The organism is Streptomyces kanamyceticus, from assembly GCF_008704495.1.
GTDB classification, from domain to species: Bacteria; Actinomycetota; Actinomycetes; order Streptomycetales; family Streptomycetaceae; genus Streptomyces; species Streptomyces kanamyceticus.
The window spans coordinates 1,157,354-1,177,946 of the sequence record NZ_CP023699.1; the positions used below are offsets into that span (position 1 = coordinate 1,157,354).

The 20,593-nt window shown below is 70.3% G+C and carries 17 protein-coding genes; 2 read left to right on the forward strand and 15 right to left on the reverse strand.

Features of this window, described 5'->3' with window-relative positions; translation table 11 throughout:
* Positions 1-75 precede the first annotated feature (75 nt).
* From CP970_RS04210 to CP970_RS04230, 5 genes are all read right to left on the reverse strand, one after another.
* Positions 76-1,044 (reverse strand): 2OG-Fe(II) oxygenase family protein, encoded by a 969-nt coding sequence (locus CP970_RS04210; RefSeq protein ID WP_055545805.1) that lies wholly within the window; start codon positions 1,042-1,044, stop codon positions 76-78.
* Positions 1,041-2,576, reverse strand: a complete 1,536-nt coding sequence (locus CP970_RS04215) for a cytochrome P450 (RefSeq protein WP_063806045.1) — start codon at positions 2,574-2,576, stop codon at positions 1,041-1,043. The genes CP970_RS04210 and CP970_RS04215 overlap by 4 nt, the downstream gene beginning before the upstream one ends.
* A complete protein-coding gene (locus tag CP970_RS04220) occupies positions 2,573-3,457 on the reverse strand; it encodes a 2OG-Fe(II) oxygenase family protein (protein ID WP_055545803.1) in 885 nt (294 codons plus the stop codon). Before CP970_RS04220 ends, CP970_RS04215 begins: the two co-directional genes overlap by 4 nt.
* On the reverse strand, positions 3,454-4,371 hold the full coding sequence (locus CP970_RS04225) for a 2OG-Fe(II) oxygenase family protein (RefSeq protein ID WP_169801218.1): 918 nt from the start codon (positions 4,369-4,371) through the stop codon (positions 3,454-3,456). Before CP970_RS04225 ends, CP970_RS04220 begins: the two co-directional genes overlap by 4 nt.
* Before the next feature lie 61 nt (positions 4,372-4,432).
* The gene (locus tag CP970_RS04230) at positions 4,433-5,179 is read right to left on the reverse strand and encodes a tRNA-dependent cyclodipeptide synthase (RefSeq protein ID WP_063806046.1); all 747 of its coding nucleotides are present in this window, start codon (positions 5,177-5,179) and stop codon (positions 4,433-4,435) included.
* Positions 5,180-5,922: 743 nt separating this feature from the next.
* On the opposite strand from CP970_RS04230, the gene CP970_RS04235 reads away from it, so the two are divergent.
* Positions 5,923-7,311: an MFS transporter gene (locus CP970_RS04235; protein ID WP_224058214.1), complete on the forward strand. Its 1,389-nt coding sequence runs from the start codon at positions 5,923-5,925 to the stop codon at positions 7,309-7,311.
* Between the two features lie 110 nt (positions 7,312-7,421).
* On the opposite strand, the gene CP970_RS04240 is transcribed toward CP970_RS04235, so the two are convergent.
* Entirely contained in the window at positions 7,422-8,255 is an 834-nt protein-coding gene (locus CP970_RS04240; RefSeq protein ID WP_224058216.1) for an SGNH/GDSL hydrolase family protein, read from the reverse strand.
* Positions 8,256-8,376: 121 nt separating this feature from the next.
* The gene (locus tag CP970_RS04245; protein ID WP_055545794.1) at positions 8,377-10,467 is read right to left on the reverse strand and encodes an alpha-galactosidase; all 2,091 of its coding nucleotides are present in this window, start codon (positions 10,465-10,467) and stop codon (positions 8,377-8,379) included.
* A 181-nt stretch (positions 10,468-10,648) separates the two neighbouring features.
* Between CP970_RS04245 and CP970_RS04250 the strand changes: the two genes are divergently transcribed.
* A complete protein-coding gene (locus CP970_RS04250; RefSeq protein WP_055545792.1) occupies positions 10,649-11,446 on the forward strand; it encodes a tyrosine-protein phosphatase in 798 nt (265 codons plus the stop codon).
* Between the two features lie 5 nt (positions 11,447-11,451).
* On the opposite strand, the gene CP970_RS04255 is transcribed toward CP970_RS04250, so the two are convergent.
* From CP970_RS04255 to shc, 8 genes are all read right to left on the reverse strand, one after another.
* The gene (locus CP970_RS04255; RefSeq protein WP_107098888.1) at positions 11,452-11,577 is read right to left on the reverse strand and encodes a DUF6126 family protein; all 126 of its coding nucleotides are present in this window, start codon (positions 11,575-11,577) and stop codon (positions 11,452-11,454) included.
* A 77-nt stretch (positions 11,578-11,654) separates the two neighbouring features.
* Entirely contained in the window at positions 11,655-12,290 is a 636-nt protein-coding gene (locus CP970_RS04260) for a helix-turn-helix domain-containing protein (RefSeq protein WP_055545790.1), read from the reverse strand.
* Between the two features lie 79 nt (positions 12,291-12,369).
* Positions 12,370-13,779, reverse strand: a complete 1,410-nt coding sequence (locus CP970_RS04265; RefSeq protein ID WP_055545788.1) for an aspartate aminotransferase family protein — start codon at positions 13,777-13,779, stop codon at positions 12,370-12,372.
* Complete coding sequence (gene dxs, locus CP970_RS04270) at positions 13,776-15,686, reverse strand: 1-deoxy-D-xylulose-5-phosphate synthase (RefSeq protein WP_055545786.1); 1,911 nt, start codon at positions 15,684-15,686, stop codon at positions 13,776-13,778. Before dxs ends, CP970_RS04265 begins: the two co-directional genes overlap by 4 nt.
* Positions 15,687-15,711: 25 nt before the next feature.
* A complete protein-coding gene (gene ispG / locus CP970_RS04275; protein ID WP_055545784.1) occupies positions 15,712-16,878 on the reverse strand; it encodes a flavodoxin-dependent (E)-4-hydroxy-3-methylbut-2-enyl-diphosphate synthase in 1,167 nt (388 codons plus the stop codon).
* Between the two features lie 4 nt (positions 16,879-16,882).
* On the reverse strand, positions 16,883-17,905 hold the full coding sequence (gene hpnH, locus CP970_RS04280; RefSeq protein ID WP_055545782.1) for an adenosyl-hopene transferase HpnH: 1,023 nt from the start codon (positions 17,903-17,905) through the stop codon (positions 16,883-16,885).
* Between the two features lie 5 nt (positions 17,906-17,910).
* Complete coding sequence (locus CP970_RS04285) at positions 17,911-18,564, reverse strand: phosphorylase family protein (protein WP_055545780.1); 654 nt, start codon at positions 18,562-18,564, stop codon at positions 17,911-17,913.
* Positions 18,564-20,558: a squalene--hopene cyclase gene (gene shc, locus CP970_RS04290; protein ID WP_055545778.1), complete on the reverse strand. Its 1,995-nt coding sequence runs from the start codon at positions 20,556-20,558 to the stop codon at positions 18,564-18,566. The genes CP970_RS04285 and shc overlap by 1 nt, the downstream gene beginning before the upstream one ends.
* Positions 20,559-20,593 lie beyond the last annotated feature (35 nt).

The window sequence follows — 20,593 nt, forward strand, 5'->3', positions numbered from 1 at the left end:
GGCTCCAGAGATCCCGAAGGTGCTGAAGGTCCCGAAGGTGCTGTGCCGGTGCCTGCCGTGGTGCCCGCGTCGCCGCTACAGCGCGCCGTCGTCGTCATAGGTCCGTCTCACCTCCTGGGCGGCGAAGTCCGCGACCGACTGCACGGGGTGCGCCGTACCCTCGTCGAGCCGGTAGACGGTGCCGTCGAGTGCGGAGTCGAGGAACGTCACGTACGAGATGCGGTCGGGCCTGCCCGCGGGGCGCTCGGTGGAGACCACGCCGTGCACGTTCGCGCGCACCGGCCGGGACAGGGCGGAGGTGAGCACCTCGATCGAGCTGCCGAAGTTCACGATGAAGCAGCCGGGTTCGGGGTTCACGGCCCCCAGCTCCCCGTCGATGAGCGCGAGCAGGCCCGGCTCGGTGGAGCGCAGTACGGTCACCCACCCCGAGTCACGGTGGAACTTGCAGCCGCGGGTCGCCTTGCGCGAGCGGAAGTGGTTGAAGGCGAGCATCTGGTGTCCGCCGTGCTCGGAGAGGCCGCCGGACACCTCGTTCCACAGGTGCGGCGGGACGTCCACGTGCCGCAGGACCGCGCGGAGGACGCCGACGCCGAGGCCGGTCATCCGCTGTCCGAGGGCCGCGACCTCGGACGGCAGCAGCGGCCAGTTGCCCTTCTCTACGTAGAAGTTCTCCCACTGGTCGTGCTCGCGGTCGAAGTAGCCCTGGTAGTCGCCGGGTACGTCGGTGTCGCGGAAGCCCCGGTAGCGGTCGAGGGCATCGCCCGCCGGGTCCTCGTGGAAGTGCGCGGCGAACCGGTCCCCGGCGTCGGTGTCGAGCCCTTCGGGGATGCGCAGCAGGAAGAACCCCATGGCCAGGGCGCGGTCGAAGCCTCCTTCGCGTTCGAAGAGCAGCTCGTCGCCGTCGATCCTGGAGCGTTCGAGGTCGACCGCGGGGTAGGCGGTCCTCGCCTGCCGCTCGCCCGGCATCGGCGGCAGGCTGACCGGGGGCCTGACGGTGTCGGGGTGGCCGAGGTCCCGTGCCGTACGGGAGTTGGAGGTGGTCATGGGGTCGGCTCCCTCCGGGTCGCGGGATCGCGGGCCACGTCCGCGTCGGGCCGGATCGTGATGGTTCCGGGGCTTGCGGGGCGCGGCATGGAGGCGTGGCGCTTCAGGCGGAGGTCGACGCCCCGCGTGGCGACCGTGTAGTGGCCGTACAGCTCCGCGAGGACCACGGACTGCATCCGCACCGAGAAGAGGCGGCCGGGGCATTTGCGGGGGTTCCGGTCGGCGTTGACCATGCTGAACGAGTTGATCTCGTAGCGCCCGCGGGAGAGCAGCGAGGAGACCGTCTCCCGGTCGGTGCGGACGATGGCCTCGATGTTGGCGGGGGCGAAGCGGCACGGCTCGGGGAAGACGGCGGGGTCGCGGTTGGCCTGCCGCCGGTCCAGCCACATCATGGTGCCCGCGGGGACGATCACCGCCGCGCCCTCGTGGTGCAGGGTGAAGGGTTGGGTCGTACGGCGCCACAGGGCGCTGGGATTGCTGCCGCCCAGGCGTACGGCCTCGAGGACCGCGAGGTCGATCACGGACGGCGAAGCGGCCGCGCGCGGGCACCCCGCCCCGCCGCCCCGTCCGGCCTCCGCCACAACGGCCGCCTTGACCTCGGGCGTCGCCTCCACGTAGCCGATCGCCCAGGTCAGGCTGAGCGCCGTCGTGTCGTACGTGGCGACGATGACGGTGCCGAGTTCCTTGATCCGCGCGGTGTCGAGGGCGGCGACGGAGGCGCGGGTGAACGGCAGGCCCCACAGGACGAAGTGACGCCGGATCATGTTGGACGCGGGCGCGGCGGCCAGGGCGTCGAAGTTGGCCGTCAGGAGGTCGCGTACGAAGGGCACGATGACATCGAACTCGCGCATCGCCGCCGGGTTGTCGTTGCTGATGACGTCGGACGCGAGGTCGAAGAAGCCGCGCACCACACGGCCGTACTCGGCGGAGTCCAGGTAGTCGGGCAGCGGTCGCTGGGTGAGGTCGAGGACACCGGGGATCATGCTGTCCACGTACGCCGTCAGGGACAGCGCGAAGTCGTCGAGCGGGACGGCGCGACCCGCCGCGCGGCCGAGGTGGTCGGCCGCGTGCCGCCGGACGGCGGGCTCGAGGCGCTCGACGAACTTGGCATTGCCCAGGGACCGTTCGACCGCGGCCCGCTTCGCGGGGCGATCCGGATGGTCGTGCGGCATGGAGCCCATGAAGTCGCCGAACAGTTCGCGGTTGGCGTCGGTGGAGGGCGCCAGGACGTCGTCGCCGACGAGGGCCTCGTTGGTGATCTGGTAGAGGGCGAGCTTCTCCCCCATCCAGAACGTGCACAGGCCGCCGTTCTCCTCGGCGCGGGCGCTGATGCCACTGGCGCGGAAGTAGTGCGACGCGGGCTCGCCGCGCACCACGGTCGACTCGTGGAACGCCGGGGCGTGGCCGTGCCGCCGGCTCGGACCTTCGTGGTGGGCGACGACGCCGGGGAAGGGGGCGCCGGGGCCTTGCGGCAGGGCAATGGTCCCGGCGGCCCGGCGCAGGGTGCGGGGACGGTCTGCGGAGACGCTCATGACGTACCGCCGATGCCGAAGTCGGCGTGCCGGTCGGACCAGGTCCGCTCGTTGAACTCGCGCAGGAAGTCCTCGGAGCTGCGCACCGCGGCGGCCGTGCCGTCCTCGCGCACCTGGTAGAGGTCGCCCGTGGCGGGCGGGTTGGCGAAGGCGGCGAAGGAGAAGCGGTCCGCGGCGCCAGGGGCCGGGGTGCACTGCCGTACGTGGTGCAGGATCGCCCGCACCGGGCGGTCGAGCGCGGCGGTGAGCAGTTCGAAGGCGCCGCCGAAGTTCACCACGAAGTGGCCCGGCACCGGGTCGACGGGCACCCAGGCGCCGTCGACGGACGCTTCGAGACCGGGCTCCTCGTTGTAGAGCACGGTCACGAATCCGGTGTCCTTGTGCGGGGCACAGCCCGGCTGGACCCGCTCAGGACGGTAGTGGTTCGCCGCGAACCAGTGGGTGCCGAGGCCGTCGACGGCGCCGCCGGTGATCTCGCTCCACAGCGAGGGGGCGATGCCGAGTTCGGTCATCGCAGCGCGCAGTACGAGCAGCGTCAGGGCGCTCATCCGCTCGGTCATGACGAGGAGTTCGCGCGGGAAGTGCCGGTCGCGCCCGGGGCCGTCGATGAGCAGGTGCTCGGTCTGGAAGTGTTCCCGGTCGAAGTAGACGCCCGTCAGGTCCTTGAAGCCGCGGTACGCCCGGGTCGCCGCCGTCCCGTCGTCGGGCGCACGGTGGAACTCGCGGCACAGGGTGATGCCGGGGGCCGGATCGAACCCGGCGGGGATGGCGAGCAGGAAGCAACCGTCGCGCAGCGCGCGGGACAGGCCGTCGGCCGCGTCGAAGCACAGGCCGGTGGCCGTGACGCCGGCGCGCTGGAGGGTCATGGTCGCGGCGCTCATCGGCGTGCGCCCTTCGCGCCGACCGGCGCGTCCGTGCCCGCGTAGATCTCGTAGTCGTTCTCGTCGATGAGTTCGCGCGAGCCGCAGACGCGTTCCAGGCCCCTGCCGCGTACGTAGCGGTGGATGCCCTCGTCCTCGCCGGGCAGGCAGCCGCTCGAGCTGAAGTGCCCGAAGCTGGACCGGTCCTCCTGTTGGCGGGCGACCCTGTGCATGATGGCGGCGACGGGCATGCGGCTTCCGGCGGTCAGGATCTCCATGGACAGGCCGAAGTTGACGATGAGGCAGTCCGGATGGGCGGGGACGGTCTCCCAGTGGTCCTCGCGGCTGACCTCCAGGCCCGGGGCGGTCGTCCGCAGGATGGTGAGGAACCCGTCGTCCTTGTGGGAGCTGAGCCCGATGTCCTCGTGCGCGGGCCGGTAGTGATTGAACGTCAGGTGGTACGAGCCCGCGCACTGCGAGCAGCCGCCGGTCGCCCGCCGCCAGTCCTCCTCGGGAATGCCCACCTCGGCCAGGACGGAACGCAGCACCTGCCGCGAGAGCCGGGTGAGCGCCTCGCCGAGCGCGGCGATCTCCGGCGGATAGTCGGCGGCCCAGAACCGGCGCTCCAGGAGGAACTGCTCGATCTGGTTGATCCGTTGGTGGAAGCCGAGCAGCGGATCACCGAAGCGGTCGCTGCCGATGTCGCGGAACCGGCCGTACGGCGTCGCGGCGGGCCCTTCGTAGAACTGCCGCGCGAACGCGTCACCCGCCGACACATCGAGTTCGGGCGGGATCTCCAGGAGGAAGACGCCGTCCCGGAAAGCCCGGTTGCGCACCCCGGAATCTCCGAAGTCAAGGGCTCCGTCGGCTATGCGGGCCCTTTCGAGGTGGGCGTCACCGAGGGCGGGATTGTCGGGAGACCGCTTCGCGTACACGTCTCGGTATATCTTTCCCCGTCGGATCTCGGGGATCGGATCACGGGCTTCGGCTGTCATCTCACCGGCCTTTCAGGTGGAGGGACACCACGACGAGGTCACGCAGCTCTTCAGGGGCTCCGGGATGCTGACCCTTGGCTATCTCGGACAGAGTGCTGAACGATCCGGGATAGACCATGACGGGCAGCCCCTGCTCCTTGAGGCAGGCGAAGACGGCGAACTCTTCCAGAAAGTAGTCGCTGGACATTCGGATGCGCTTTTCCAGGTCGTCCGCACTGACCCCTTCGGCCCGCTTCCGGTGATAGGCGCGGCCGAAGGATTCCACCGAGGAGCGGAACTCTTCGTTCTCGTCGAAGAAGGCGAGGAGTTTGTTGTGGAACTGGGCGTACTCCTCCCGTTTCTGCACGTCATTGCAGTTCAGGAAGGTGAAGTCGGTGCTCTCCCGGTACTCGTCGAAGACCTGTCCCGCGTCCTCCACAAATCTCCGGCCGAGCGCGAGAGCCCTTTCACGGGCACACTCGGGCGCCATTCCCTGAGTCGACTGCAGGGTGAGCCTGTGAATGCTGTCGCCGACGAGCACGGTGCACCTGTCGAACCTCCGGGAGATCCACTTGACCATGCTCGTGAGTTTGGCAGTGGTGAAGTTGCTGTTCTCGAGGCTGACGCCGAGAAAACACGTATCGCGCCGTTCGAAGGTGTTCCTGCTCGATTCCGGGGAAACTGACGCGATCTCCGCCTTGTAGCGCGTCCTGCGGGTGGGCGCTATCCGTGGTATCGGAGCAGCGATCTCCTGCGCATCTAACGACATCACATCCGCCTGGGTCCATGGGGGGAGGTACAGGAATGACATTCGTCTGCCGCATGAAATTACTAACAGGAAGTTGAAGCAGCGGCCAATACCCCGGGTTGGATTCAGGCCGCACCGTCAAGGAGCCGCACCCTCCGGGCGTTTCACGGCAACTGACCAGGGATCCAGTCCGTGTAGGCACCATGAACCCGACCGTTCGGTACGGAAGGTCACCGTGCGGTCGCACCGCGTGCGGAGCCCTTCCAGGCGCCGTTCGGCACATGGATCCGGATATCGCTCAACGCTCCTCGCTGAGCAGGGAGTTGCCGACGTGAAGGCAGGTGCGCGCGGCGCCACCCGCACAGGCTGGGAGCACCGCGATACGACCGAAGGGCGGACTGGTATCCGCCCCCGCCCGTGATGGCTCAATGCTTTCTCCGTGCCCGACAAGCCGCCTTTCGGGGACGTGTTGGCAAGCACCTCCACGTCCGTTACGGTGATCTCGTCTCCACCGCTCATCGAGCGACAGACCTGTCGTCGAACGAGGGACCTGCGAGAGCGACCTTCGCAACCGGCCCCGCCGACATGGCATTTCGAGACCTCTCCAGTTCTCCCAACTTCTCCAGCAGCGGCGCTCCGTACCCGGAAGCGCTCTTCGGCTGCACCCTCTCCCCCGCCACCGGCACCATCTCGACCGCCGCACGCCCGTGCGACGGCGACCAGGCCCGTCCCGCAGGGGCGGCCGTGAGGAGAAGTGGGCCATCGTGAGCGAGGGCACGACCGTGAGGAAGGGCACCGGCGGCGCGACACCGTCGCCCTTCGCCGCCCGGCGATGGGCGCTGATCGCCATGTCCGTGGGCGTGTTCTGCATCCAGCTCGACTCGTTCGGCCTGAACCTCGCGCTGCCGCGGATCGGCCGCGACCTGGACGCGGGCGGCGCCGGACTCCAGTGGGTGATCAGCGCCTACCTGCTCTCGACCGGCACGCTGATGCTGGGAACGGGCAGACTCGGCGACCTGTTCGGCCGTCGGCGGCTCCTCGTCGCGGGGCTCTCCGTGTTCGGCGCGGCCTCGCTGGTCTGCGCGCTCGCGCCGACCCTGCCCGTCCTCGTGGGCGCCCGCGTCGCCCAGGGCGCGGGTGCCGCCATGATCATGCCGGTGGGCCTCTCCCTGCTGACCAACGTCTACCCGGCCGAGCTGCGCGGCCGCGCCACGGGCTGGGCCCTCGGCATCGGCGGCATCGCCACCGCCTGCGGCCCTTTCGTCGGCGGCGCCCTGACCGAGACGGTGTCCTGGCGGGCGATCTTCTGGCTCAACGTCCCCCTCGCCGCGCTCGGCGCGCTCTGCGCCGCGCGCACCGCCGAGAGCTTCGACACCAGCGCGCCCCGCACCGTCGACTGGAGCGGACTGCTCAGCGCCACGGCCGCGCTCGCGGCGCTCAGCGTCGTCATCGACCGCGGACCCCGCTGGCCGTGGCCCGCCACCCTGGCGGGCGCGGCCGTCACGGCGAGCCTGCTGGCCCTCTTCGTACGACGTGAACGGTCCGCCGCCAACCCGCTGGTGCAGCTCACGCTCTTCCGCAACGGGCCGTACATGGCGCTCACGCTCGCCGGTGCCGCCGCCAACACCACGACGGTGATGTTCCTGTTCGTCGTGCCCCTGACACTCCAGGGCCAGTGGAACCTGTCAGTCGTCGTCGCGGGCACCGCGTTCCTCGCCCCCGCCCTCGCCATGGCCCTTGCCGGGCCGCTCGCCGGGCGGGTGCCACCGCGTGCCGCGGTCCGGCTGATGACGGCCTGCCTGTGCGCGGGAGCGCTGGTTCTCGGCTGCCTCGCCCTGACCTCGTCCCTCACGCTGTACGTCGCCGTCGCCACGGTGGGCGGTGCGGTCCTCGGAGTGGCCAACTCCCTGACGCTCATCGCCACTCAGGGGGTCATCCGGCCGGAGCGGGCCGGTGAGGCGTCCGGAGTCACCAAGACGGTCATCACCGTGGCCGCGGGGCTCGGCGTCGGCCTGGCCGGAGCCGTCACCGACCAGGGCCACGGCGTGGGGGCGGAGGCGGCCGCCGACACGGCCCTGCTGATCACCGCGTCGGGCTGTCTGGCCGCGTGCCTGGTCCTGGTCGTATGGATCAGGACGCGGGAGGGCCGGTGACTCCACCACGGTCACGACAAAGGCGGTCACCACAAAGGCGCCCTTCCAGGGAAGGACGCCTTCGGTGTCGGCAGAGTCGCCCTCCTGTCCTCAGGAGGAGTCAAGAGGACTCAGGAGGCCGCCTCGATCTGCATCTTGATGGTGTGCGGGTTGCGGAAGCCCTTCGCCTCCACGTGGTCCCCGGAGCTCTCGCCCCGGATGCGCCGCCCGATCCACGGCACCAGGTACTCGCGGGCCCAGTGGATGTCGTCGCGCCGCACCTCCAGCGTGCCGCGCGGCGGCAGCGGCGGCCAGGCCTGGTCCGGGTCGGCGGGCACCTGCATGCCGAGCACCTGTCCGGCGCGCAGCGCCACGCGCGTGTGCCCCTCGGCGGAGAGGTGCAGACGGTCGCCGTCCCAGGCCCGGCGGTCCTGGACGGTCTTGAGGGACCAGAGGTCGAGCACGGGGCAGCCGTACCGGTCGGCGATCGCGCGCACGTGCATGTTGTAGGTGGCGATCTTGCCGCGCAGGTGCTTCAGGAGGGCCACGCCCCGGGTGTCGAAGCCGGTGGTCACCATGACCGTGCCGACCGCCGACGAGAGGTCGGCGACGGCCCGCTCGAAGCGCTCGGCGACCTCGTCGGGGTCGGTGCCGGGACGGATGATGTCGTTGCCCCCGGCGCAGAAGGTCACCAGGTCGGGAGCGAGCTCCTTGGCACGCGGCAGCTGGTCCTCGACGATCTGGTCGAGGAGCTTCCCGCGTACGGCGAGGTTGGCGTATCGGAAGGTGTGCTCGGGCACCCGGTCGTCCAGCAGGACGGCGAGACGGTCGGCCCACCCGACGAACGTACCGTCGGGACCGGGGTCGCCCACCCCTTCCGTGAAGCTGTCGCCGACCGCTGCGTAGGAGTTGAATACACCGTTGTTGATGGGGTGATTGATGAAGGATGTCGACTCTGCGCTCACAAAGTCACATCTTTCACCTCCCTAAGTGACCTACGCCACCGTAGGGAGGGGTTGACGGAGCGTGAGATAAGCCACCGGTCAAGATTCAACCAAGCCGGAATAACGACAGGGCCTTACGCCGTCAGATCCGTCGCAGCCGAAACACCCCGGCGTCCAGGTCGCCCCGGAGGCCGGTCCGCAGCCCGCGCCGCAGCAGCACTCCGCCCCGGTAGGTCTCCCCGGTGTCCCGGCACTCGTAGAGCGCCCCCGGATCGAGCGCGCGCAGCCGCAGCGGCGCCTGCTCCTGCCCGTACGACTGTTTCGGCAGCCAGGCGAGGACCACGGCATGGTCCCCGAGCACGTACTGCACGGCGCTCAGGCCGCCGTCCCGAGGACGCAGCCGGTACAGGTCGCCGAGTTGTACCAGGGGTCTGATCTCCTTGTACAGATCCACCCATTCGCGCGCTTCGGCGAGTTCGCCCTCGTCCCACCGGGTGAGGTCGCCGCCGATCCCGAGCACCCCGGCCATCGCGCTGACGAAACGGAAGCGCAGCGAGCTGACCCGGTCGTTGAGCTGGACGTTGGGGCTGTCGGTGACCCAGGCGGCCATCACGCGCGCGGGGTGCAACTGGCTGAAGCCGTGCTGGATGGCGAGCCGGTCGAGCGGGTCGGTGTTGTCGGAGGTCCACACCTGGTCGGTCCTGGCGAGGATGCCGAGGTCGATGCGTCCGCCGCCGCCCGAGCAGGACTCGAAGGACACCGTGGGGTGCGCGGCCCTGAGCTGGTCGAGGAGGTCGTAGAGGTGCTGCGGGTGGGCCCACCACAGCTCCGGCAGATCGGCGTCGCCAGGGCGTCCCGCATCGGTGAAGCTCCGGTTGAAGTCCCACTTCACGTAGTCGATGGGCGCGCTGGAGAGCAGCCCGTCGAGCTGTCCCCACAGGTACGCGCGCACGTCCGCGCGCGAGAGGTCGAGCACCAGCTGGTTGCGGAACTCCGTGCGGGTGCGGCCTGGCTGGTGCTGCACCCAGTCGGGGTGTGCGCGGTAGAGGTCGCTGTCGGGGTTGACCATCTCCGGCTCCACCCAGATCCCGAACCGCATGCCGAGCCCGTGCACCTCGTCGGCGAGGGGCCCGAGACCGTCGGGGAAGCGGTCGGGGTTGGGTGTCCAGTCGCCGAGTCCCGCCCGGTCGCTGACGCGGCCGCCGAACCACGCGTCGTCGACGACGAACAGCTCGACGCCGAGGTCCGCGGCCCGGTGCGCGAGCGCCCGCTGCTGCTCCTCGGAGATGTCGAAGCCGGTGGCCTCCCAGGAGTTGTAGAGCACCGGACGGACCGTCCGCGCGTCCGGGATGACGTGCGCGCGCTGGTAGGCGTGCCAGGCCCGGCTCGCGCCGCCGAAGCCCGCGCCGCTCCACAACCCGGCGAAGACCGGCGTGACGATCGCCGTGCCGGGCCGCAGGACGGTGACCCCGGCGTCGTCGTGGCCCACGCCACCACTGATCTGCACGGCGCCGTCGGGCAGCTGGTGCACGGTGATCCGCCAGGACCCCGACCAGGCGAGGGCGCAGCTGTAGACCTCGCCGCTCTCCTCGCTCGCGCCCTCCGCGTCGAGCGCGACCCAGGGCAGATGGGCGTGACCGGTGTGCCCGCGCCTGCTGCCGATGGTCTGCTCGCCGTACGTGAGGTCGCTCCGTGCCAGGCGTGACTCGGCGCCCCACCGGCCGTGCAACTGCGAGAGCCGCCAGCGTTCGCGGCGCGGCAGTGTCCAGGTCGCGGAATCCGCGCGCAGTATTTCCAAGGGCCGCGTGCGGTGGTCTCCCTCGTGGATGAGGATCACGAACCGCTCGACGACATCGCCGCGCAGCCGGTGGACGAGGTTGATCACGAGGTGGTGCAGGGGGTCCTCGAAGTGCAGCTGGAGTTCGTCGTCGTGCGCGGCCGAGCCGTTGTGCCGCCACTCGGTGCCGCGGACCCGTTCGTCGCGGACGGACAACGCGGGCCGTACGAAGCGGCGGCCGCCCTCCACCGGATACTCCTCGCGCCCGTCGAGCCACGACTCGAAGCCGCGCTCCGGGGGCGGCGGCTCGGCGGCCAGGGCCTCGGCGTCGGCGAGGGCGATCCGTGCGCCCCAGTAGAGGTGCAGCAGCTCGTCGCGGTCCGTGAGCCGCAGGGCGTAGCTGCTGGTGGGGCCCGAGAGCAGCCAGGTGCGGCCGTCCTTACCGATCTCGATCATCAAGCCCCCACCGGCCCGGTTCCACGGTCCGCGCCGCCACGCGCGCGTGGGCACATCCTGGTGGGCGTTTCGCCGCTGGGGCAACGCCCGCGCAGGGGTGATTGCCTCAGGAACCCATGTCGTATCGTCGAAGGCGCGTCCACCGGCGAGCCGCGCCGGCAGCAGAGTCCGAGGAGAGCCCGTGACCCAGCAGGTCCCGTCGACAGAGCCCGAGCTTGCCGGAGTGCGCAACTTCCGTGACGTGGGCGGGCTGCCGACCGTGGACGGCCGCCGCGTCCGCCCTGGCAGGCTCTTCCGCAGCGGCCACCTGGCGCACGCCACCGAGGCCGACGCCGTCTTCCTCGGCTCGCTGGGGCTGCACACGATCTTCGACTTCCGCAACGCCGCCGACCAGCGCCTGGAGGGCCCCGACGTCACGCTGCCCGGCGTGCGCAACGTGAACCTGCCGCTGACCGACCCGGCCGACGGCGCCGAGTTCTGGAAGATGGTCCGCGACGGCGAGCTCGACCAGCTGCGCTCGGTCCTCGCCGACGGCAAGGCCGCCGACCGCATGTCGACCTCGTACCGCTCGATCATCAAGCAGCGCACGTCCGAGCACAGCCAGGTGCTGCACGCGCTCGCCGAGGACAGCGTGCCCGCCCTGATGCACTGCGCGGCGGGCAAGGACCGCGCGGGGCTCTCCATAGCCGTGACGCTGCTTGCCGTCGGCGTGGAGCGGGACGCCATCGAGGCGGACTACCTGGCGTCGAACGCGGCGCACCGGCGCTACCGCGTGCACCGCACCGACGACTCCCCCAACGCGATGTCCCCCGAGGTCATGGAGCTGCTCAGCCCGCTCTTCGACGCCCGCGCCGAGTATCTGGCGGCGGCGTTCGAGACGATCGACGCCACCTGGGGCGACGTGGACACCTATCTCGCCGACGGCCTCAAGGTGACCCCGGCGACCCGCGAGCGGCTCCGCGAGCGTCTGCTCGACTGACGCGGCTACTGGTTCTGCGCCCCCAGCTCGAACAGCAGGTAGATGAAGGCCGCGAAGATGTGACCCACCGCCACGTAGATGATCAGCCGGACCCATAGGGCCCGGGGGAACTTCTCCTCAAGGCGCATCACCTTCTTGGCGGGCTGCTCGGGCTGTTCGGGCTGTTCGAACTGCTCGGCCCTGACAGGTCCCTGCGGGTCGGATTCCGTCATGTCGACTCTCCCTGAGTGGGGCCCCCGAGGCACAGCGCGGTGGCGGGGCTCTGCAGCAACGTGTGGACGAAGAGGAGATCGGCGCCGTCCTGGTCGGCGGCGGCGATCCGGTGGGGGGTCAGCGAGTCGAAGTGCGCGCTGTCCCCTGGCCCGAGCAGGTGTGCGGTGTCCCCGAGGCGCAGCCGCAGCCGCCCGGTGAGGACGTACAGCCACTCCTCACCGGGGTGGACGCGCACGATGTCGCCCTGCGCCCCGTACGGGACGTGCACGCGCAGCGCCTGCATGCCGCGGCCGGGGGCGCCCGCCTGCCAGTAGGTCCAGCCGCCCGCGCGGGTCGGCTCCATGGCGGCCGCGCGCACGATCGAGTCCCGGTCGGCGACCGTCTCGCCGAGCAGCTCGGAGACCGTCGTACCGTAGATGCGTGCGAGCGCGAGCAGCATGGGCAGCGAGGGCTGTCGTTGCCCGGTCTCCAGGCGGGACAGATGGGCGGGCGAGAGTCCGGCGGTGCGGGCCGCGGCCTCCAGGGTGAGCGACGCGCGGCGGCGCAGCTCACGCAGCTGGGGGGCGACGGCGGGCAGCGCCTCGTCCGCGGGGGACGGCTCGGCGGGCTCCGAGGGCTCGGCTTGACTCATGCTCCGATTGAGCCAGAGGCTTGCCTCTGGGGCAACTTTCTTGCCCCAGAGGCAAAATCCTCAGAGGTGAGCCGTCACGTCATCGGTTCGCGACCGCCTGCTTCACCAGCGTCTTGCCGAAGTCCCACATCAGACCGCCCCCGCTGTGCGCGTCGTCCATCACGGCGGTGAACGCCTCGACGAAGCGGTCCACCTCCGCCTCCCCCACCGTCAGCGGCGGGATCAGCTTGATCACCTCCAGGTGATCGCCGGACACCTGGGTGAGGATGCGGTGCTTCTGGAGCAGCGGTACGACCACCATCTGCGCGAAGAGCCCCTTGCGCGCGGCCTGGAGCATCGTCCAACGCCCGCGCAGCTTCAGCGACTTGGGCCTGCCGAACTCGATGCCGACCATGAGTCCGCGGCCGCGCACCTCGCTCAGCAGCTCATAGCGCTCCACCAGGGCCGCGAGCCGCGTCTTGAGCAGCTCCCCGGTCACCCGGGCGTTCTCGACGACCTTCTCGTCCGCCATCACGGACAGGACGGCGAGTCCGGCCGCCATGGCCTGCGCGTTGGATCCGAAGCTCGCCGAGTGCACCAGCACCCGGTCCATCGAGGAGTAGACCTTCTTGAAGATCCAGTCCTTGCCGAGGGTCGCGCCGACCGGCACGTAGCCGCCCGACAGCGCCTTGGCGACACAGACCAGATCGGGCTCGACGCCCTCCTCGTGCTGGTAGGCGTAGAAGTCGCCGGTCCTGCCGAGGCCCGTCTGCACCTCGTCGACGATCAGCAGCGCCTTGTGCTGGTGGAGCAGCTCCTGGGCGGCGCGCAGATAGCCGGGCGGCGTCTCGTGCACCCCCTTGCCCTGGATGGGCTCGACGATCAGACCGGCGACGTCGCCCTTCTTCAGCTCCTTGCGCAGCGCGTCCAGATCTCCGAGCGGTACGGCGGTGTCGGGGAGCAGCGGCGCGAAGCCGTCACGGAAGCCGTCCTCGCCGTTGACGGAGAGGGCTCCGGTGGTCAGCCCGTGGAAGGCGTGCGCGCAGTAGAGCACCCGTGGCCTGCCGGTGACGTACCGGGCGAACTTCAGCGCCGTCTCGACCGCTTCGGTCCCGCTGTTGCCGAAGAACACCCGGTCCAGGTGCGGGCTGTGCGTGAGCAGCCGCTCGGCCAGCAGCCCCGGCAGCGGCTGGCAGTCGAAGCGGGTCAGGTCGGCGAGCGAGGCGTCCAGGACGTCGTGCAGCGCCTTGCGTACGACGGGGTGGTGCCTGCCGAGGCCCATCACGCCGAAGCCCGCGAGCATGTCGAGGTAGTCGTTGCCGTCCGCGTCCCAGAAGTACGCGCCCTCGGCCCGCTCGTAGACCTTGTCGAAGCCGATGGTGTGCAGCATGCGCGGCAGTTGGTGATTGAGGTGGCGCGCGTGCAGTTCGTACCGCTCGGCGCCCCGCTCGGCGAGGAGTCTGCCGAGGTCGAACTCCTTGGCGCCCTGGGTGTCGAACTCCTTGGTCATGCGCTGTGCTCCTTGCCTGGACCCTGCTCCCCCGAGCTCTCCTTGGCCGCCAGTGTGGCGCTGATCCGCCCCGCGATCTCGACCGGCGTGAGCCCGAGGTCCGCGAGCACCTCGCCGCGCTTGGCGTGCGCGAGGAACTGCTCGGGGATCCCGAACCGCCTTACCGGTACGTCCACTTCGGCCTCGCCGAGCGCCAGCGCGACCGCGGCGCCGACACCGGCGGTGCGGCTGTTGTCCTCGACGACCGCCACGACGCGGTGGCGCCCGGCGAGCCCCGGCAGCTCCGCGTCGACCGGCTTGACCCAGCGCGGGTCGACGACGGTGCAGCGCAGACCGCGCGCCTGGAGCAGCTCGGCGGCCTGCAGACAGACCGGCGCCATCACACCGACGGCGACGAGCAGCACATCGGCGGCGTCGTCCTGGAGCAGGACGTCCATCCCGCCGAGCCGGTCGACGGCCGGGATCGCGGGCCCCACCGACTCCTTGGGGAAGCGGAGCAGGGTCGGCGCGTCGTCCACCGTGACCGCCTCGCGCAGCTGCAGCCGCAGCTGGTCGGCGTCGCGCGGCGCCGCGATCCGCAGGCCAGGGACGACCTGGAGGATCGACATGTCCCACATGCCGTTGTGCGAGGCCCCGTCGACGCCGGTCACACCGGCCCGGTCCAGGACGAAGGTCACCCCGCACTTGTGCAGCGCCACGTCCATCAGGAGCTGGTCGAAGGCCCGGTTGAGGAAGGTCGCGTAGAGCGCGACCACGGGATGCAGCCCGCCCGTCGCGAGCCCGGCGGCCGACACCGCGGCGTGCTGCTCGGCGATGCCGACGTCCCACACGCGGTCCGGGTACGCCTCGGCGAACTTGGTCAGGCCGACGGGCCCCAGCATCGCCGCGGTGATGGCGACCACGTCGTCGCGCTCGGCGCCGATGCGGACGATCTCGTCCCCGAACACCGAGGTCCAGGAAGGTCCGTTGGACGGCGCGAGCGGCTCGCAGGTGAGCGGGTCCATCACGCCGACGGTGTGGAAACGGTCGGCCTCGTCGGCGAGCGCGGGCTCGTAGCCGCGCCCCTTCTCGGTCAGGCAGTGGATCAGGACGGGCCCGTGGAAGCGTTTCGCGCGCCGCAGCGCCGACTCGACGGCCCCGATGTCGTGCCCGTCGATGGGACCGACGTACTTGAGCCCCAGGTCCTCGAACATTCCCTGCGGCGCGAAGGCGTCCTTGAAGCCCTTCTTGGCGCCGTGCAGCGATTCGTAGAGCGTGCGCCCGACCACGGGGGTGCGCTGGAGTATGTCCTTGCCCCAGGCGAGCACCTGCTCGTAGCTGTCCGTCGTGCGGAGCGTGGCGAGGTGGTTGGCGAGGCCGCCGATGGTCGGGGCGTAGGAGCGCTCGTTGTCGTTGACGACGATGATCAGCGGCCGGTCCTTGGCGGCGGCGATGTTGTTCAGCGCCTCCCAGGCCATGCCGCCGGTCAGCGCGCCGTCGCCGATGACGGCGACGACGTGGCCGTGCTCGCCGAGCACCTGGCGCGCCTTGGCGAGGCCGTCGGCCCAGCCGAGCGCGGTGGAGGCGTGGCTGTTCTCGACGATGTCGTGCTCGGACTCCTCGCGCGAGGGGTAGCCCGAGAGACCGCCCTTGCCGCGCAGTTTGGAGAAGTCCTGCCGACCCGTCAGGAGCTTGTGCACATAGCTCTGGTGGCCGGTGTCCCACACGATCCGGTCGACGGGCGACTCGAAGACCCGGTGCAGGGCGATGGAGAGCTCCACCACCCCCAGGTTGGGCCCGAGGTGACCGCCGGTCCTGGCCACCGCGTGCACCAGGAACTCCCGGATCTCCTCTGCCAGTTCGTCGAGCTCCGCCTCGGTCAGCGCCTTCAGATCGCGCGGCCCCCGAATGGTGTCCAGAATGGTCATGCTCGGGCCCCCTCTCCGGTTGTTCTCAGCTCACGGTGACGTCGGGCACCCCTGACGGGATGCCGTCGCCCTCCATCTGTGCGGCGATCTTCATCGCCTCTTCGATGAGCGTCTCGACGATCTTCGACTCGGGAACGGTCTTGATGACCTCGCCCTTCACGAAGATCTGCCCCTTGCCGTTGCCGGACGCGACCCCGAGGTCCGCCTCACGGGCCTCACCGGGACCGTTCACGACACACCCCATGACAGCGACCCGAAGCGGCACCTCCATGCCGTCGAGCCCCGCGGTCACCTCGTCGGCCAGCTTGTAGACGTCGACCTGGGCGCGCCCGCAGGACGGGCACGACACGATCTCCAGGCGCCGTTGGCGCAGGTTCAGGGACTCCAGGATCTGGATGCCGACCTTGACCTCCTCGGCGGGCGGCGCCGACAAGGACACCCGGATCGTGTCGCCGATGCCCTCACTCAGCAGCGCCCCGAAGGCCACAGCCGACTTGATCGTGCCCTGGAACGCGGGCCCGGCTTCCGTCACACCCAGGTGCAGCGGATAGTCACAGGCCGCCGCCAACTGCCGGTAGGCATTCACCATCACCACCGGGTCGTTGTGCTTCACCGAGATCTTGATGTCCCGGAACCCGTGCTCCTCGAACAGCGACGCCTCCCACAGCGCCGACTCCACCAGCGCCTCCGGCGTCGCCTTCCCGTACTTCTTCAGCAACCGCGCGTCCAACGACCCCGCGTTGACCCCGATCCGGATCGGCGTCCCGGCCGCCGAAGCCGCCTTCGCGATCTCCTTGACCTTGTCGTCGAACTGCTTGATGTTCCCGGGATTCACCCGGACCGCCGCACACCCCGCATCGATCGCCGCGAACACGTACTTCGGCTGGAAGTGAATGTCCGCGATCACCGGGATCTGCGACTTCCGCGCGATCGTCGCCAGCGCGTCCGCGTCGTCCTGCGTCGGACACGCCACCCGCACGATCTGGCAGCCCGACGCCGTCAGCTCCGCGATCTGCTGCAACGTCGCACCGATGTCAGACGTACGCGTCGTCGTCATCGACTGCACCGAGACCGGCGCACCGCCTCCCACAGCCACCGGCCCGACCTCGATGCGCCGCGAGACGCGGCGCTCCGAGATCGGCCGGACCGGCAGCTCGGGGAGGCCCAAAGAGACGGGCTCTCCAGAGGTCACGACGTCACCCGCGGTTTCCGGAGACCGTCTCGCGGGCCGCGCGGATGGATTCCTTGAGGGAGCCCATGGTGGCGAGGACGGCGGTCGGCTCGTAGCCGCAGTGGGCCATGCAGTTGGCGCAGCGCGGGTCCTTGCCGCGGCCGTACTTGCTCCAGTCGGTCTCCTCGATGAGCTGCCGGTACGTGGGGACGTACCCGTCGCTCATCAGGTAGCAGGGTCGCTGCCAGCCGAAGAGCGAGTAGTTCGGGATCGCCCACGCCGTGCACGGGAAGTCCGCCTTGCCCTCCAGGAAGTCGAGGAACAGCGGCGAGTGGTTCAGCCGCCAGCGCCGCCTGTTGCCGCCCGCGAAGGCCTTCTTGAAGAGTTCGCGGGTCTGCTCGACGCCCAGGAAGTGCTCCTGGTCGGGCGCCTTCTCATAGGCGTACGCGGGCGACAGCATCATCTCGTCGACTTCCAGCTCGTCATTGAGGTAGTTGAGGACCTCGATGATGTTCTGCGGGGTGTCGTTGCTGAAGAAGGTCGAGTTGGTGGTGACGCGGAAACCACGCCTCTTGGCCTCCTTGATGGCCGCCACCGCCTCGTCGAACACTCCCTCCTTGGCGACGGATTCGTCGTGCCGCTCCCGCATTCCGTCGATGTGCACGGCGAACGCGAAGTACGGCGAAGGCGTGAATTTCTCCAGCTTCTTGCGCAGCAGCATCGCGTTGGTGCACAGGAAGACGTATTTCTTCTTGGCCACCAACTGCCGCACGATCTCGTCGATCTGAGGGTGCATCAGCGGCTCGCCACCGGCGATGGACACCATCGGCGCACCGGATTCGAGCACGGCGCCCACGGCCTGCGCCACCGGCATGCGCTGCTTGAGCACACCGGCCGGGTGCTGGATCTTCCCGCAGCCCTCGCACGCGAGGTTGCATGCGAAGAGCGGCTCCAACTCCACGATCAGCGGGAACTTCTCCCGCTTGCGCAGCTTCTGTTCAAAGAGATACGTCGCGACCTTGATGGTCTGGCGCAGCGGCATGGCCATCTGGCTCACCTCCGAGGGAGCAAAGAAGAACGGTGCCATTCGAAAAATGCAGGAAGAACGGCACGGAGAACGCGGAAAGCCGATATTCCACCGCGCACCGTGCCGATGCGGACGAGTTCGTGCTGTGGAGCGTCCACGACCACCCGGACGGCGGCAACGGGACGCCGTCCGGCGCGCATCGCGCTGTGCAGTGTCGCCGCGGACTCCATGTCCACCGCGATCGCGCCCGTGGCCAGCAGGTCCTCCCGCTCGTGGCCACGGACGACGTGATCGGAGCCGGTCAGCGGGCCGGTGTGCACCGTGCGCCCGGGCACGGCCTTCACCAGCTCCTGGACCAGCAGACCTGTACCCTCGCACCGGATGCTGCCGCGCGCGTCCCTGGTCTCCTCGGCGACGACCAGGTCACCGGGGTGCATGCCGGGGGCGAGCCCGGCGCAGAAGCCGGTCGCCAGGACGGCCGCGTCGCGCAGCGCCTCCTTGCCGAGCGCCTTGGTGACAGCGCTGTCGGCGTTCTTGGGACCCATGCCCGTACGCAGCACGGTCGTGGCGCCCGGCGCGCCGCCACGGTCACCCGTGCGCAGGGCGAGGTGCTCGATGCCGAGCGCGCAGGCGATCAGCAGCGGCGGGTGGCCCGGCGGGCGGGCCGGGACCTCGGCCATCAGCTCCCCTTGCCGGAGCCGCCCGTGAACGGCTCGCCGTTGACGTACCTGCCGAGCGCGGTCAGCGGGAACACCTGCCGGTAGAGGTGGTAGTTGATGGAGAAGTCCCAGGGGAAGCCGGTACCGGTGAAGTACGGCTCGTCCCAGGAGCCGTCCTCGCGCTGCGTCTCGGCGAGCCAGGCGATGCCCCGCTCCACGGACTTGGCCTCGCGTTCACCGGCCGAGAGGAGCGCGAGCAGCGCCCACGCGGTCTGCGAGGCGCTCGACGTGCCGTGCCCAGCCCAGCCGCGCTCGCGGTAGGAGCGCAGGTCCTCGCCCCAGCCGCCGTCGTCGTTCTGCACCGACTCGACCCAGCTGACGGCGCGGCGGATCGCCCGGTGCGAGGCGGGCAGCCCCGCGGCGACGAGCGCGGGCACCACGGACCCGGTGCCGTAGACGTAGTTGACGCCCCAGCGGCCGAACCAGGCGCCGCTCTCCTCCTGTTCGGCGAGCAGCCACTCGATGCCGCGCCGGGTGCGCGGGTCGTGCGACTTGCCCTCGACGGCGAGCATCTCCACCACGTGCCCGGTGACGTCGGCGGACGGCGGGTCGATGACCTCGCCGAAGTCGCAGAACGGAAGGCGGTTGGGGAAGGCGCTGGTGTTGTCGACGTCGAAGGCGCCCCAGGCACCGTTCTTCGACTGCATGCCGAGGTTCCAGCGCACCCCGCGCTCGATGGCGTTCTCCATGCGCGCCTTGTCCGGGTGCTTGACCCGGCGCAGCGCGAGGGCGACTTCCGCGGTGTCGTCGATGTCGGGGTAGTTGTCGTTGTGGAACTCGAACGCCCAGCCCCCGGGGGTCAGTCCCGGTCTGCGCACCGACCAGTCCCCGGGGCGGACGATCTGCTCGCCCAGCATCCAGTCCGCGGCCTTGACCAACTGCGGGTGGTCGGCGGGCACTCCGGCGTCCGCGAGCGCGATGGTCGCCAGGCAGGTGTCCCACACCGGCGACTGACACGCCTCGATCATCCGGGCGCCGTCGTCGCGCCACACAGCGAACCGGTCGAGCGAGTCGAGCCCGGCCTTCAGGACCGGGTGGTCCAGGTCGTAGCCGAGCAGGTGCAGGGCGATCACGGAGTAGACGGCGGGCGGCTGGATCCCGCCCCAGCAGCCGTCGTTCTCCTGCCGCTCGATGATCCAGCGCGCCGCGCTGTTCATCGCGGCCTTGCGCACCCGGCGCGGCGCGACCTTGCGGTAGACATGCAGCGCCTTGTCGAGCCGCTGGAAGACCCCGTCCCAACTCGCCACCGGCGCAAGGGGTTTGACGGGGTTCGGGCGGCGCGCGTCGGCGTGCAGCTCGTCCAGGGCGAACGGCGCGGGGCGCACGGGCCGCTTGGCGGAGACGATCGTGAGCGGCACGATGGTCTGCCGCGCCCAGCAGCCGAAGTCATAGATGTTGAGCGGGAACCACTTGGGGAAGTAGATGAGCTCCGGCGGGAGTTCGGGCAGGTCGTCCCATTTCCACCAGCCGAAGAGGGCCAGCCAGATGCGGGTGAAGACCCGGCTCGCGGCGATGCCGCCCTGCTCCCTGACCCACGCGGAAGCCTTCACCATGTGCGGCTCGTCGGGCCGGTCGCCCGCCAGGCGCAGCGCGACGTACGCCTCGATGGTGGCGGAGAGTTCGCCGGGCCCGCCGAAGAAGGTGGCCCAGGTGCCGTCGTCGCGCTGCTCGCCGCGGATGAAGAGCGCGGCGGCGCGCGTGGTCGGCTCGTCCCTGATCCCGAGGAACTGCCGCAGGAGGAGGTCCTCGGCGTCCATCGTCACGTTGGTCTCGAGGTCGCCCTTCCACCAGCCCTGGGCGTCCTGTCGGGAGAGCAGGAAATCCGTGGAGCGTTGCATGGCGCGCGCGGCGGCGTCACGTGTGCCTGCCGTCGCGGCGGTCGTGTCGAGTGGCTGGCTGGCCGAGGCTGCGCGGGGCGGGGCCGCTCCGGTGCTTCCGTCGGTCGTCGCTGTCATGGCTTCCCCTTCGTGCAGTGCGGTGGCTACGTCTG